At 70.5% G+C, this 13,245-nt stretch carries 12 protein-coding genes and 1 pseudogene; 6 read left to right on the top strand and 7 right to left on the bottom strand.

Going from position 1 to position 13,245, the window contains the following annotated elements; genetic code table 11:
• Positions 1-2: 2 nt before the first annotated feature.
• From MKL11_RS31365 to MKL11_RS31345, 5 genes are read right to left on the bottom strand one after another with little or no spacing between them, the layout of a single operon-like run.
• Positions 3-752 (bottom strand): aspartate/glutamate racemase family protein, encoded by a 750-nt coding sequence (locus MKL11_RS31365; protein WP_243950973.1) that lies wholly within the window; start codon positions 750-752, stop codon positions 3-5.
• A 4-nt stretch (positions 753-756) separates the two neighbouring features.
• A complete protein-coding gene (locus MKL11_RS31360) occupies positions 757-2,298 on the bottom strand; it encodes an amidohydrolase family protein (RefSeq protein WP_243950971.1) in 1,542 nt (513 codons plus the stop codon).
• A 28-nt stretch (positions 2,299-2,326) separates the two neighbouring features.
• Entirely contained in the window at positions 2,327-3,133 is an 807-nt protein-coding gene (locus MKL11_RS31355) for an ABC transporter ATP-binding protein (protein WP_243950969.1), read from the bottom strand.
• On the bottom strand, positions 3,123-4,049 hold the full coding sequence (locus MKL11_RS31350; RefSeq protein ID WP_243950967.1) for an ABC transporter permease: 927 nt from the start codon (positions 4,047-4,049) through the stop codon (positions 3,123-3,125). The genes MKL11_RS31355 and MKL11_RS31350 overlap by 11 nt, the downstream gene beginning before the upstream one ends.
• 4 nt (positions 4,050-4,053) lie before the next feature.
• Positions 4,054-5,118, bottom strand: a complete 1,065-nt coding sequence (locus MKL11_RS31345; RefSeq protein WP_243950965.1) for an ABC transporter substrate-binding protein — start codon at positions 5,116-5,118, stop codon at positions 4,054-4,056.
• Positions 5,119-5,605: 487 nt separating this feature from the next.
• Here MKL11_RS31345 and MKL11_RS31340 point away from each other — a divergent pair, with 487 nt between their 5' ends.
• Genes MKL11_RS31340 through MKL11_RS31315 form a run of 6 tightly spaced genes read left to right on the top strand, consistent with a single transcriptional unit; the run spans position 5,606 to position 11,944 of the window.
• The gene (locus MKL11_RS31340; RefSeq protein ID WP_243950963.1) at positions 5,606-6,832 is read left to right on the top strand and encodes a transporter substrate-binding protein; all 1,227 of its coding nucleotides are present in this window, start codon (positions 5,606-5,608) and stop codon (positions 6,830-6,832) included.
• The gene (urtB, locus tag MKL11_RS31335) at positions 6,825-8,447 is read left to right on the top strand and encodes an urea ABC transporter permease subunit UrtB (protein ID WP_243950960.1); all 1,623 of its coding nucleotides are present in this window, start codon (positions 6,825-6,827) and stop codon (positions 8,445-8,447) included. Before MKL11_RS31340 ends, urtB begins: the two co-directional genes overlap by 8 nt.
• The gene (urtC, locus tag MKL11_RS31330; protein ID WP_243950958.1) at positions 8,444-9,544 is read left to right on the top strand and encodes an urea ABC transporter permease subunit UrtC; all 1,101 of its coding nucleotides are present in this window, start codon (positions 8,444-8,446) and stop codon (positions 9,542-9,544) included. The genes urtB and urtC overlap by 4 nt, the downstream gene beginning before the upstream one ends.
• The gene (locus tag MKL11_RS31325) at positions 9,541-10,251 is read left to right on the top strand and encodes an ATP-binding cassette domain-containing protein (protein WP_243950956.1); all 711 of its coding nucleotides are present in this window, start codon (positions 9,541-9,543) and stop codon (positions 10,249-10,251) included. The genes urtC and MKL11_RS31325 overlap by 4 nt, the downstream gene beginning before the upstream one ends.
• A complete protein-coding gene (gene urtE, locus MKL11_RS31320; RefSeq protein WP_243950954.1) occupies positions 10,248-10,961 on the top strand; it encodes an urea ABC transporter ATP-binding subunit UrtE in 714 nt (237 codons plus the stop codon). Before MKL11_RS31325 ends, urtE begins: the two co-directional genes overlap by 4 nt.
• Positions 10,962-10,981: 20 nt before the next feature.
• Positions 10,982-11,944, top strand: coding sequence for an acetamidase/formamidase family protein (locus MKL11_RS31315; RefSeq protein WP_243950951.1), 963 nt, complete (start codon positions 10,982-10,984; stop codon positions 11,942-11,944).
• 51 nt (positions 11,945-11,995) lie between these two features.
• Here the strand turns inward: MKL11_RS31315 and MKL11_RS31310 are convergent, their stop codons facing one another.
• On the bottom strand, positions 11,996-12,358 hold the full coding sequence (locus tag MKL11_RS31310; RefSeq protein WP_243950948.1) for a transposase: 363 nt from the start codon (positions 12,356-12,358) through the stop codon (positions 11,996-11,998).
• A 254-nt stretch (positions 12,359-12,612) separates the two neighbouring features.
• Positions 12,613-13,206, bottom strand: a pseudogene (locus MKL11_RS31305) (allophanate hydrolase); the annotation flags it as partial.
• Positions 13,207-13,245: the final 39 nt, after the last annotated feature.

Here is a 13,245-nt window from a genome sequence, read left to right as displayed (position 1 = left end):
AATCAGCCGTCGTCCCGCTCGATCCAGCGCCGCAGCGCCGGTGCCAGCCCGGTGGCAGGCTTGGCCGGAGGCCGGGCAAAGCGGCCCGCGCGCGGCGGACGCGCACCGAGCCGAACCACCGCCTGCGCCTGACCGAGGGCGGCCGCCAGCGGATCGATCAGCGGTACCGGCACCAGGTCTCTGACCCGCACGGCGAGGCCGGTCAGCGGGGCGCCGGCCAGGATCACCGTATCGGCTCCGTCCTCGGTGACGGCCCGATTGGCCAGGGCGACGATCTCGTCCTCCAACTCGTGCTGGACCTCAGCGACCGAGCGGAACGCAGCCGCGACCGCCCGGACGCAGGCGCAGCGGGCCGAGAGGCCGGAGAGGGCTACGGCATCTTCGTACCAGGGCAGCAGCGTGCCCGAAAAGGTCACGAGGCCGAAGCGCTGGCCGAGCAGGCAGGCGGTCAGCATCGCGGCCTCGGCCATGCCGACGATGGGCAGGTCGAACAGCTCCCGCGCCGCGATCAGCCCGGGATCCCCGAAGGCAGCGATCACGGCGGCGTCGTAGCCGGCTTGATGCTCGGCCAGGGTCTCCAGCACCGCTCCACCGGCGAGCTGCGCCTCCGCGCGGCTCGCGATGTAGGGCAGGCCCCGGGCGGCCGTCAGCCCGGTGAGCGTCACGTCGGGAGCAAGCACGGCCGCTGCTTCCCGCTCCATGCGGGCCGTCATCGCGGCCGAGGTGTTCGGGTTGATAAGGAGGAGCCGCACGCCGTCAGACGCGCGAGCTCGGGCGGTAGAACGGCTCGTGCCGCGACGGGTCGATGTAGTCGGCGTAGAAGCGGCGGGCGTGCGGCAGCAGGGCCTTGGAGAGCTGGCGCCGCTCGACTTCGTCGTCCGACAGCGCCCGCGACAGGTCGTCGTGCAGCGCCTTCAGGGCCGCGTCCCGGTCGACCCGGGTGAAGCGCCCGTCCGCGTAGAGCACCTCGCCGTCGCACAGCACCGTGGTGACGCCCCCGGTCTTGGCCCGCTGGATCACCGCGTCGAGGAGTGGTGTCTCCGGATCGAGATAGGGGTAGGCGATCTGGTCCCAGTCGAGCAGGACGAGGTCGGCGCCCTTGCCGACTTCGATCGTGCCGAGGCTCTCGCCGTAGGGGGTGGTGCGGGCGCCGCCGACGGTGGCCATGCGCAGCACCTGCGCCATGCTGGGCACGTCGGCCTCGTCCATGCCGGGCACTCGGTGGGCGCGCAGCACGAGGCGCATCTCCTGGAGCATGTCGCGGTCGTCGTTGATGCCAGCCTCGTCGAGGCCGATCGCGGTGTTGATGCCCTTCGCCTCGAAGCGGTTGAGCGCCGCCACGCCGGAGCGCAGCCGGAAGTTCGACGAACAATTGTGGCAGATGCAGGTGCCGGTCGCGGCCACCCGGTCGATATCGGATTCGTTGAGCCAGACGCCGTGGCCGAGCGTCAGGCGCGGACCAAGCATGCCGAACCGGTCGAGATAGTCGAGGGCGGTGCCGCCGCCGCGCTTCTCGGCATAGGCCTTCTGATAGGCGGTCTCGACGAGATGCATGTGCATCGGCACGTCGTAGGATTCCGACAGCCCGGCGAGCCCTTCGAGGGCCGCGTCCGAGCACCAGTGCAGGTTGGCCGGCGCCAGCTGGATCTTGGCCCGGGTGGCGCCTTCCTGTCCGCTGTGCAGGCTGCGAAAGAGGGAAAAATTATCCTCCAGAGACATCTGGAAGCGCTCGAACCAGCGCTTCATCGGGTCCTGCAGCGGGGCCGGTAGGCTCGCCACGAAGTCCATGTCCGCTTGGTAGACGAGGCGGTTCTGGTCGCGGACCGCGAAGCAGTACGAGACCCGCATGCCGATGTCGCGATAGGCGCGCAGCACTTCGTTGGAGCGCGCCTCGACCTCCTTCAGGCTGCCGGGCATCCAGCCGTGGATGTGCTGGACCGTGGTGATCCCGGAGCCGACCATCTCGAAGGCCGAGTACAGGGTGTCGAGGTAGAGGTTCAGGTTGCGCGCCACCATGCGGGTGACGAACCACAGCTCCAGGGGCATGTCGGGGGAGCCGAGCTGCACCGGCGTGAGGCCGACATGGTGGTGGCCGTTGACGAAGCCCGGCAGCAGGATCTCGCGGCCGGAGCCGATCACCGGCGCGTCGGGATAGCGGGCGTGCAGATCTGCGTAGGTGCCGACCGCCTCGATCACCCCGTCTTTCTGCAGCACCGCGCCGTCGGCAATCTCCTCCCAGCGATCGTGGTCGAGGGTGCGGGTGATCATCCGCCGGCTGCGGATCAGCGATGTGGCCATGGCTGGGTCCATCTTGATTGGGAAAGGGTCAGACGAGCGCTTCCTGCTCGGCGAAGGCCCGGTCGACCTCGTCGCGCAGGAGCTCGGTGAGATGCCGCCGCATCGCCTCGGCCTCGGGGGAGAACGGATCGCGCGGGCGGGCGAGGTCGTTGCGGACGATCGTCTTGATCCGCCCGGGGCGGGCGGTGAACACCACCACCCGGTCGGCGAGCGCCACCGCCTCGTCGATGTGGTGGGTCACGAACAGCACCGAGGCGCCGCTGTCGCGCCAGACGTCGAGCAGGAAATCCTGCATCTTCTGGCGGGTCTGGACGTCGAGCGCCGCGAAGGGCTCGTCCATCAGCAGCACCTTCGGGCGCATGGCGAGCGCCCGGGCCACCGCCACCCGCTGGCGCATCCCGCCCGACAGCTCGTCCGGCCGCTTGTCGAAGGCCTCGGCGAGGCCGACGCGCTGAAGCGCGGCCCGAGCGACGCTCCGGCGCTCGGCCTCCGGCACGCCCTTCAGCGACAGGCCGAAGCTGACATTCTGCCAGACGCTCAGCCACGGCAGCAGCGAGGTCTCCTGGAAGATCAGGCTGCGCTCGGGGGAGGGGCCTGTGACCGGCGCACCGAAGGCCAGGAGCTCGCCCCCGGAGGCGGCCTCCAGCCCGGCGATCAGGTAGAGCAGCGTGCTCTTCCCACAGCCCGAGGGGCCGAGGAACACCACGAACTCGCCGGGCCGCACGGTGAGGTCGATGTCGCGCAGGGCCTCGTGGGCGCGGGCGGTGCCGGACGCCCAGACCTTGGCGACGCCGCGGCACGAGACGGCATCCTGGGAGAGGGGATCAGAGGCCAAGGGCGGACCCCGTGTCACGCGGCAGCCAGTACAGCAGCCGCCGCTGGACCAGCCGGAACAGCAGGTCGAAGGCGAAGCCGAGCAGGCCGATCAGCGTGATGGTGAAGAACACGAGCGACGGGTTGAAGGTGTTGCGCGCCAGCATGATCACCTGGCCGAGCCCGTAGCCGACGCCGGTCGCCTCGGCGACCAGCACCACCATCCAGGCGCCGAACAGGTTGAGGCGGAGCACCGCGAGCAGGCCCGGAAGGATCGCCGGCACGATCACCCGGGCGTAGATCTGGCGCTTCGACGCGCCCATGGTCCGGGCGACGTTGATGTAGTTCCGGTTGACCCCGTCGATCTGGTGGATGGTCGAGAGGACCATCGTGAAGAACAGGGCGATGAACACCATGAAGATCGCCGGGGCGTTGCCGATCCCGAACATGAAGATCGCCACCGGCAGCCACGCGATCGGCGAGACCGGCGCCAGGAGCGTGATGGTCGGCAGGGTCAGCCGCTCGAACAGCACGACGTAGCGGATCGCCACGCCGACCAGGATCGACAGGGTCGCGGCCAGGGCGAGGCCCGCCAGAACCCGGCCCGTGGAGGCGAGCACGGTGATCAGCACCGCCATGGCCGGGCTCGGGCCGGCATTCATGCCGGTGCCGATCTGCCAGCGCTGCGCGGTGTTGAAGAAGCGCGCCTGCTCGGCGAGGTTGCCGAGGAAGATGTGCGGCGGCGGCAGCAGCTTGGCGTCGGCGATGCCGAACGCCCAGAGCAGCTCCCAGAGGCCGGCGAAGCAGCCGACCGAGACCAGCATCCAGCCGGTGCGTTGCAGGAGCGGGACGAAGCCGTCGGGCAGCGCGAGACGCTGACCGAACGGGAGGCGCGGCCGGACGTGCGGGACGGCGGCGCGGGCGAGATCGACGGCCATCCGCTCAGGCCGACTTCAGCTTGAGCTTGCCGTAGAGATCCGGGTTCTCGGCGATGACCTGCTCCAGCAGGGTCCAGTCGATCGCGTCGCGACCGGGCTTCTTCTTGATGTAGCCCATCTCGGCGACGGAATCGGTCCGGTCGAGGATGAACTGCGTCTGGTTGCGGGCGTCCACCACCGAGGGCTGCCGGCCCATGGCGAGCTGGGCGTTGTGCATCGAGGTCTTGTAGTAGGAGCCGACGAGCTTGTTCAAAGCAGCTTGAGGATCGCCCTCGGCCAGGGCCTGGGCCTTCATCATGCCCTTGATCAGGGCCTTCACGGCGCCCGGATTCTTGGCGATCAGCTCGTTGCGCACCGCCAGCACGCAGTCGGTGTAGCCCTTGCCGTAGATGTCGGTGCCGTCGGAGAGCTTGACCGCGCCCTTCACGTCGGTGAGCAGCGCCGTGCCGTAGGGCTCGATGGTTGAGATGATGTCCAGCGCACCGGCCCGGAACGCCTCCACGGCCTCCGGGGTCGAGCCCATGTAGCGGACCGTGATGTCCTTGAAGGCGACGCCGTTCTTCTTCAGCCAGTCGTAGGGCAGCACTTCCAGCGTATCGAGCTGGAAGGTGCCGAGCGTCTTGCCCTGGAGCTTCTCCGGGCTGTCGAGGCCGGGCTGGGCCACGAGCACGCAGCCCTCGATGCCGCCGCCCGCCACGATCTTCACCGGGGCGCCTGCGTCGTAGAGGGCCATGAAGCTCGTATAGGGCATCACGCCGGCATCGACCTGGCCCATGCCGAGGAAGGTGACCTGATCCGAGAAGGTCGGCGTGTTGACGAAGTCGATGGTCAGCCCGTCATCCTTGGCGAGCTGCATCGCCTCGGCGAGGAAGAAGTTCAGGTTGCAGAAGCCTGTCCCGTGGGTCGCCCGGATGCCGGTGGCGGCCGCGGCCCGGCCGGTCATGCCGGGCCCCACCGCGAAGGTGAGCGCGGCGGCGGTGCCGCCGAGGAAGCGCCGGCGGCTGGGCTTGAACCGCGAGAAGTCGGGCGAAAAGTCGGGAACGCGGTACTCGCCGTGACGGTCGCACATATCGGCTCTCCTCAGGAGGCGGATGTCGGGTCTTGCGGGCGGTGCGCGCCGGCGTCCGGCCGAGCGCGCGAAGATGTGTGGCTTGGGGCCGTGTCAGGTCGGTCGATGAGATCCGGCCATCCGGCACCTCATGGTCTCGACGGCACGCCAACCTGGAGCGGCCGCCGGGGGCGACGCTGCGCTTCTGGAATGCTCACAAGAAGCATGCCACCCGGCGCGAGACGTCCGGTTGAGCCGCATCCGGCAACATGGCCCCGCCACTGCGTCATCGTCTTCCTCGTCGGAAGACAGTCGCTCGCACGGGATCCGGCGGACGGACGCGTATCCGGAACGTCAATTTTGACATTCTGGGCTTAGAGCCGCCCCGCGGGCGCGCAGATGCCGCCAATATGCGCAAGCGCGTCGCCGACCTGCAGTCTCTTTGACCTTCCCGTCTTTCGGGCGGCAGCCGACAATCGACCCGTCGTTCACAGGGGCTTCGAGGTCGATGACGCATCTCACGCGGCGAAGCTTCGTCGGCACGGCGGCGCTGCTCGCGGCCCCGGCCATCATCCGCCCGGCCTTCGCGGCCGACACCGTCAAGCTCGGCTGCCTGTTCTCGTCGTCGGGCACGATGGCCAATCTCGAGGGCCGGCTGAACTATGTGGTCCGCATGGCCGCCGACGAAATCAACGGGCGCGGCGGCGTCAACGGCCGCCAGATCGAGGTCATGACCTCCGATCCCGCCTCCGACTGGCCGCTCTACGCCCAGGTCGGCCGCCAGATGCTGCAACAGGAGAAGGTCGCGGCCCTGTTCGGCTGCTGGACCTCCGTGTCGCGCAAGTCGGTGCTGCCGGTGGTCGAGCAGAATGACGGGCTGCTGTTCTATCCGCTGCACTTCGAGGGCGACGAGAACTCCAAGAACGTCGTCTACGTAAACTCGCCGCCCGCGAGTTCCGTGCTGCCGGCGGTCGATTACCTGATGGGTCCCGACGGGGTTGGGGCGAAGCGGTTCTTCATGATCGGCTCGGACTACGTCTGGCCGCGCACGATCAACAAGCAGCTCAAGGGATACTGGAAGAGCAAGGGCATCCCCGAGACCGCATGGCGCGAGGAATACGTGCCGTTCGGCTTCTCGAACTTCCAGACGCTGGTGAATCAGGTCCGGAGCTTCGCCAGCCAGCCGGGCGGCCAGGCGATCGTGGTGCTCACCGTCGTGGGCTCCTCGATCCCCGACTTCCTGCGCGAGTTCGCCAACCAGGGCATCAGCGCCACCGACGTGCCGATCCTCGGGCTCGACATGGTGGAGGCCGATCTCGAAGGGCTCGATACGGCCAAGCTCGTCGGCCACCTGAACTGCTGGGCCTATCTCCAGGCCGCCAAGGGTGAGCGGAATCAGAAGTTCCTTGCCGACTGGGCCGCCTACGTGAAGGCCAAGAACGTCCCGTTCAGCGCCGACACGGTGATCGACCCGATGGTCTCGGCCTATGACAGCGTCAACCTCTGGGCGCTCGCCGCCGCCAAGGCCGGCTCCTTCGCGGTGCCGGAGGTGCGCAAGGCCTTCGCGGGCCTGAGCTTCGACGACCCGTCCGGCTACACGCTGACCATGACGGGGGAGAACACTTACGTCTCCCGCGGCGTGTTCATCGGCTCGGTCAACGAGAAGCGCGGCTTCGACGTGCTCTGGCAATCCCCGAATGCGCCTACGCCGGTCCCGTTCAGCCCCTATGGCTGATCCGCTCCGCGCGCTCCTGGCCCTCCTCTGCTGTCTGGCGCTGCTGACGGTCCCAGCCGCCGCCGCGCCCCTCGACCGGGCGCGCTTCGCGGCGGATCTGTGCGGGGACGGCGCCGCGCAGGTCCGCGGGGCCGAGGGGCTCGTGCAGGCCGGCGGGGATCTGCCGGCCGACGACCTCGCCTTCGCGGGTGGGCTCCTCGGCGCGCTGGCCGAGCGCCGCCTGTCCTGCCCGGCGGACGGCGCCCTCCTGCTGGACCGCCCCGACGCACCCGAGGGTCATGACGCGTTCACCGGCGCGGTGCGGCCGGCCGCGGCGGCGCGCGCGCCGATCCTCGGCCTGCGCCAGCGCGCCGCCGTCGAGACCGCGCGCGGCACCGTCGCCCTGCTGACCGGCCCGGATCCGGCCGCCCGCGCCGCCGGGCTGGCGGTGGTGGAGCGCCGCATCGCCACCGTCCCGGCGGCTGTGCTCGACCGGGCGCGGGACGCGGAGACGGATGCCGGGCTGAAAGCGACGATCACCGGCCTCGCCCAGGCGGCCGCCCTGTCGTCGCCCGATCCGGCCCGGCGCCGGGCGGCCATCGCGGCCGTGGCGGCCAGTCCCTCGGGGACCGCGCAGGCGCGGCTCGCGGCCCTCAAGAATGATCCCGCCTACGCCGCCGACCCGGCCTTCCGGACGGCGCTGGATACCGGGCTCGCCACAGTCTCCCGGGCGGTGGCGATCGGGGACGGGCTCGCGGTCGTCTATAACGGCCTGAGCTTCGCCAGCATCCTGTTCATGGCGGCGGCCGGGCTCGCGATCATCTTCGGGTTGATGGGCGTGATCAACCTCGCCCAGGGCGAATTCATCATGCTCGGCGCCTACGCCACCTACGGCGTGCAGGAGGCCTTCCGCCGCCTCGCCCCCGGCCTGCTCGACCTGTACCTGCTCGCTGCCATCCCGGTCGCCTTCGGGGCGGTCGCCCTGGTGGGCATAGGGGTCGAGGCGCTGATCCTGCGCCACCTCTACCGGCGGCCGCTGATGAGCCTGCTGGCCACCTGGGCGGTGAGCCTGTTCCTGGTGAACCTCGTGCGCGTGACGGTCGGCACCCAGAACCTGCAATTCGTCATGCCGGCCTATGTCAGCGGCGGCGTTCCCCTCTACGCCGACTTCGTGATGACCTGGAACCGCCTGTTCGCCATCGCCTTCGCGGCGGCGACCCTCGTGCTGACGCTCCTGATCCTGCGCCGCACCCCGCTCGGGCTCGACATCCGTGCCGTCACCCAGAACCGCGACATGGCGGCCTGCCTCGGCCTGCCGACCCGCCGGATCGACCGCCTCGCCTTCGGGCTGGGCTCGGGCCTGGCCGGGCTCGCCGGGGTGGCGCTGTGCCCGATCTACAGCGTCAATCCCGGCATGGGCTCGGGCTTCATCGTCGACAGCTTCATGGTGGTGGTGCTGGGCGGCGTCGGCAGCCTCATCGGGACCTTGGTGGCGGCCCTCGGGGTCGGCGGCGCCAACGTGCTGATCGAGCCGATCTCGGGGGCCGTCGCAGCCAAGGTGATCGTGCTGGTCGGCATCATCCTGTTCCTGCAGCGCCGGCCCGAGGGGCTGTTCGCGGTGCGGCGGCGGCGATGAGCGGCGCCGTGCAGACCGCCCTGGCCGCCCCCGCCGGACCGGCCCGCCGTGCCGTGCGCGATCCCCTGGTCGCTGGGCTCGTCGGGCTCTGCCTCGCCGCCGCGGCGGGCCTCCTCGTGGCGCCGCCAGCGCCGTATCTCGTCAATGCGCTCGGCCAGCTCGCCGCCTCCGCCATCCTCGCCGTGTCCCTGGATCTGGTCTGGGGCTATCTCGGCATCCTCAGCCTGGGACACGGGCTGTTCTTCGCGATCGGCGGCTATGTCTGCGCCATGCACCTGCTGGCCCACGGCGTCGCCGTCACCGGCGTGCTGCCGGACTTCGTGCAGTTCATGGGCTGGAAGAGCCTGCCGGCCTACTGGGTCGGCCTCGACCACGCGCCGTACGCCCTCGTCCTCGCGCTGGCGCTCGCCGGCCTCGTCGCCTTCGTGTTCGGGCTCGCCTCGTTCCGCTCGCGGGTGAACGGCGTCTACTTTTCGATCATCAGCCAAGCGCTTGTCTACGTCGCGATGCTGCTGATGTACCGCAACGACACCGGGCTCGGCGGCAACAACGGCATGACCGGCTTCCCGCTGCTGTTCGGCTGGCCGATGGGCTCCCCCGGCGTGGTCACAGGCCTTGCCGTCGCCGCCCTCCTGACGCTGGCGGCAATTCTTGCCGGCACGCGGCTCCTCGTCGGCACCGCGATCGGGCGGCGGATGCTCGCCTGCCGCGACGACGAGACCCGCCTGCGCACGCTCGGCTACAGCACCACCCGGCTGAAGCTCGGGATTTGGTGCCTCTCGGCGATGATCGCGGCGCTCGCCGGCATCCTCTACGTGCCGCAGGTCGGCATCATCAACCCGCGGGTGCTGGCGCCCGATCTCTCCATCGAGATCGCCGTCTGGGTGGCGATCGGGGGGCTCGGGCGCCTCGGCGGGGCGGTGATCGGCGCGATCCTGGTCAACGGCCTGAAGTTCTGGCTCAGCGCCGCGATGCCGGAGGCGTGGCCTTTCATCCTGTCCGGGCTGGTGCTGCTCGTGGTGCTGGTCCTGCCGAACGGGCTCCTCGACCTCGTGGGCTGGCGCCCGCGCCCGACCTGGCTGAGGGGCGCCCGATGACCGCCCTCGTGGTCGATGCCCTCACCGTCGCCTTCGGACGCTTCACGGCGCTGGATGCCGTCTCGCTCGCGGTCGACCCCGGCGAGGTGCGGGCGGTGATCGGCCCGAACGGTGCCGGCAAGACCACGCTGCTCGATGTTATCTCAGGGATCACCAAGCCAGTCTCCGGCCGGGTGATGCTCGGCGACCGGATTGACCTCACCAAGCGCTCCGAGGTCGAGATCGCCCGGGCCGGCGTGCGGCGCAAGTTCCAGAAGCCCAGCGTCTTCCCGGCGCTCACCGTGCGGGAAAACCTAGAGATCGGCTGCGGGCCGGCCCTACCGGCGCGGGACCGCCCCGACCGCATCGCCTCCGTGCTCGGCGAGATCGGCCTCGGCCCCCGGGCGGAGGTGCCGGCCGGCCGCCTCGCCCACGGCGAGAAGCAGTGGCTGGAGATCGGCATGGTGCTGGCCGCCGAGCCGGCGCTGCTCCTCCTCGATGAGCCCGTGGCCGGGCTCTCCGACGCCGAGACCGCCCAGACCGCCGCGCTGATCCGGAGCCTGCGCCGGCCCGACCGGGCGATCCTGGTGATCGAGCACGACATGGGCTTCGTCGAGGCCATCGCCGACCGGGTGACGGTGCTGCACGAGGGCCGCACGCTCTACGAGGGCAGCATGGCGGGCGCCCGGGCCGAGCCCCGCGTGATCGAGGTGTTCCTCGGCCGATGACGAACCCATCTCCGCCCGCACGGCTCGCCGTCGAGGGGCTCGACCAGCATTACGGCAGCGCGCAGGTGCTGCGCGGGATCGCCCTCGCGGTCGAGCCGGGGGCCTGCCTCGCCGTGCTCGGCCGCAACGGCGCCGGCAAGACGACGCTGCTGCGCTGCCTCACCGGCCTGATCCCGGAAAGCCGCGGCCGGATCGCCCTCGACGGGACCGAGCTGACACGCCTGTCCTCCGACCGGCGCGCCCGCTCCGGGCTCGCCTACGTGCCGCAGGGCCGCGAGATCTTTTCGGATCTGACGGTCGCCGAGAATCTGCGTGTCGCGGCCCGGGCGCACGGGCTGGAGCGGACCGAGGCGGTCGACGAGGCCGTCGCCCTGTTCCCCGCGCTCCGGGGCCTTTGGCACCGGCCGGGGGGCAACCTCTCGGGCGGCCAGCAGCAGCAGCTCGCCATCGCCCGGGCGCTCGCCACCCGGCCCCGTGCCATCCTGCTCGACGAGCCGACCGAGGGCATCCAGCCTTCGATCGTCGCCGCGATCGAGGCGGTGATCGCCGGGCTGAAGGGGCGGATCACCGTGCTGCTCGTGGAGCAGTATCTCGATTTCGCTCTCCGGATCGCCGATTCCGTGGTGGTGCTGTCCCGCGGCAGCGTCGTCGAGCGCGGCGATCCCGGGGCACTGAGCCACGAAGCCCTGACCCGTCACATCGCCGTCTGACATCCGCAAAAGGAGCCGCCGTGCCGAGCCACCATGAGATCCCCGCCACGCCCGAGACGATGGTGCTCGGCTATTTCGATGCCGCTCTGCCGCCGGTCCTGACCGTCGCGTCTGGCGATACCGTCACCCTGCACTCGCACCCGGCGGGCGGCCGCGAGTCGCTCCACCCCGACCCCGCCCGGGTGCCGGCCGACCTGCTCCACGCCCTCGACACCCTGGAGTGCGGTCCCGGCCCGCATTTCGTCACCGGCCCGGTCCACGTGGAGGGCGCCGAGCCCGGCGACATGCTGCAGATCGATATCCTCGACCTGAAGTTCCGCCTCGACTGGGGCTTCGTGGCGATCCTGCCGCTGCTCGGCACCCTGCCGGACGAGTTCACCGAGTACGAGACGATCCACGCCGACATCGACACCACCCGGGGCGTCTGCCGCCTGCCCTGGGGCACGGAGCTGCCCCTCGATCCGTTCTTCGGCATCCTGGGCACCGCCCCACCCGCCACCTGGGGCCGCGTCGGTACGCCGGTGCCCCGGGCCTTCGGCGGCAACATGGACAACAAGGAGATGCGCGTCGGCACGACCCTCTACCTGCCGGTGTTCAACCCCGGCGGCGGCTTCTACGCGGGCGACGGCCACGGCGTGCAGGGCGACGGCGAGGTCTGCATCACCGCCCTGGAGACCGGGCTGACCGGCACCTTTCGGCTCACCGTGCGCAAGGACATCCCGGGCGCGTGGCCCTTCGCCGAGACCCCCACCGACCTGATGTCGATCGGCCTGCACGAGAGCCTCGACGAGGCGATGCGCCAGGCCGTGCGCGAGATGGTGCGCCTCGTCTGCGCGCGCACCGGCCTCACCCGCAACCAGGCCTACATGCTGTGCTCGCTCGCCGGGAACCTGCGCATCACCCAGACCGTGGACGGCAACAAGGGCGTGCACATGCTCTTGCCGAAATCGGCCCTCGCATCGGCGTCGGCCAAATCGGTCTGAGGTATGGGACACCCGGTTGATATGCGGTCGCACCGCGTCGAACTCGGTGCCTCAGTTCGCGCTTCGTCCGAAGGCGAACCGGCCGACACAGGCGTCGGCGCCGCGATGGCGCGGTGCAGGATGCACGCCTGCATGCCCGGTCTGGATCGGCCGCGTACGCTCTGCCCGTGCGGGTTGTACGAGCAGGGCAGCCCGGAGCCGCTGAACCTCCGCACGGAGACCGGCATTCTCCCGCTCGACGCGATCGAGCTGGGCCACACCGGCGGGCTTCAGTCCGCCGAGCCGTCGCCGCCAGCGATAGAAGGTGCCGAGCGAGACATGGGCGCTCGCGCAGATCGCGGCGATCGGTATACCCCGCGCGGCCTCGTCCAGCAGGAAGGCGATCTCCTCGTCCGTATGCAGGGATCGACGCATGCAGGGTCTCCCGGTTCGGCGGCCTCGGGGGCTCTTTTCGGCCGATGGGTGGGCAAGAAGCGGACCGGCCGCGACGGGCCAACCGCGACACTTTCGTGCTGCACTGCCCGCGATCCGAGCTGGCGGCCGCCAATTCGCATAACAGGCGCTCGGTTCTGCGGTCTCCGTGCGCCTGGATTTGCGAGCGCTTGTTGCGGGGGTGTGAATCAGCGCTGCGACCGAATCAAAGTGGATTTTTGGCATCGCCAAACTGACTATGCCGCGGCACGGCTGGCCACGTAGCCGCACCAGCCGCCGAACCGCGTGATGTCGGCGGCCCCGGTGACGCCCGCCGCCTCCACCAAAAAGCCCTTCGGCGCGGTCCCGTCGGCGAGCCGCAGGGTGCTGATCCCGTGGGGGACGGGATCGCGGCACCGAAGGCCCCGAAGGCGGCTGGCGGCTGGCGGCAGGGCCCAGACCTCCGTCTCGATCGCACCCCCTTCGTCGGCCGCCACCCGGAGGAGGGAGGGACGATGCGGCGGTCCGCCGGGCAGGGCGTAGAAACGGTACTCCGGTCGGGTGGCCGCCGTCCGCAGATACCGGGCGCCGTGCGCGGCGAGTTCGCGGTTCAGCGGCAGACCCGACAGGTGCGCCCAGGGCAGCGAGGAGCTCGTCGGACCTGCGCGGTGCGAGCAGGGTTAGCCCGGAGGGGAAGCCGTCGACGCGGGGGGAGGCCGCCCCGGGACCGCGAGGGCGCACCGGTCGAGCAGGTGGACGAAGTTGGTGTAGGTGCCGAGCTCGCTGTTCGGGCCGATCGGGTCGCAGCAGCGAAATTCGCCGATCAGCTTGTGGTCCGGCTCAACCGGGACGCGGTCTGACGCGGCTGGCATTCGGATGCCGGCCTGGTC

Source organism: Methylobacterium sp. J-077 (assembly GCF_022829365.1).
Lineage (GTDB): Bacteria > Pseudomonadota > Alphaproteobacteria > Rhizobiales > Beijerinckiaceae > Methylobacterium.
This window is presented reverse-complemented; position numbering and strand designations above follow the sequence as displayed.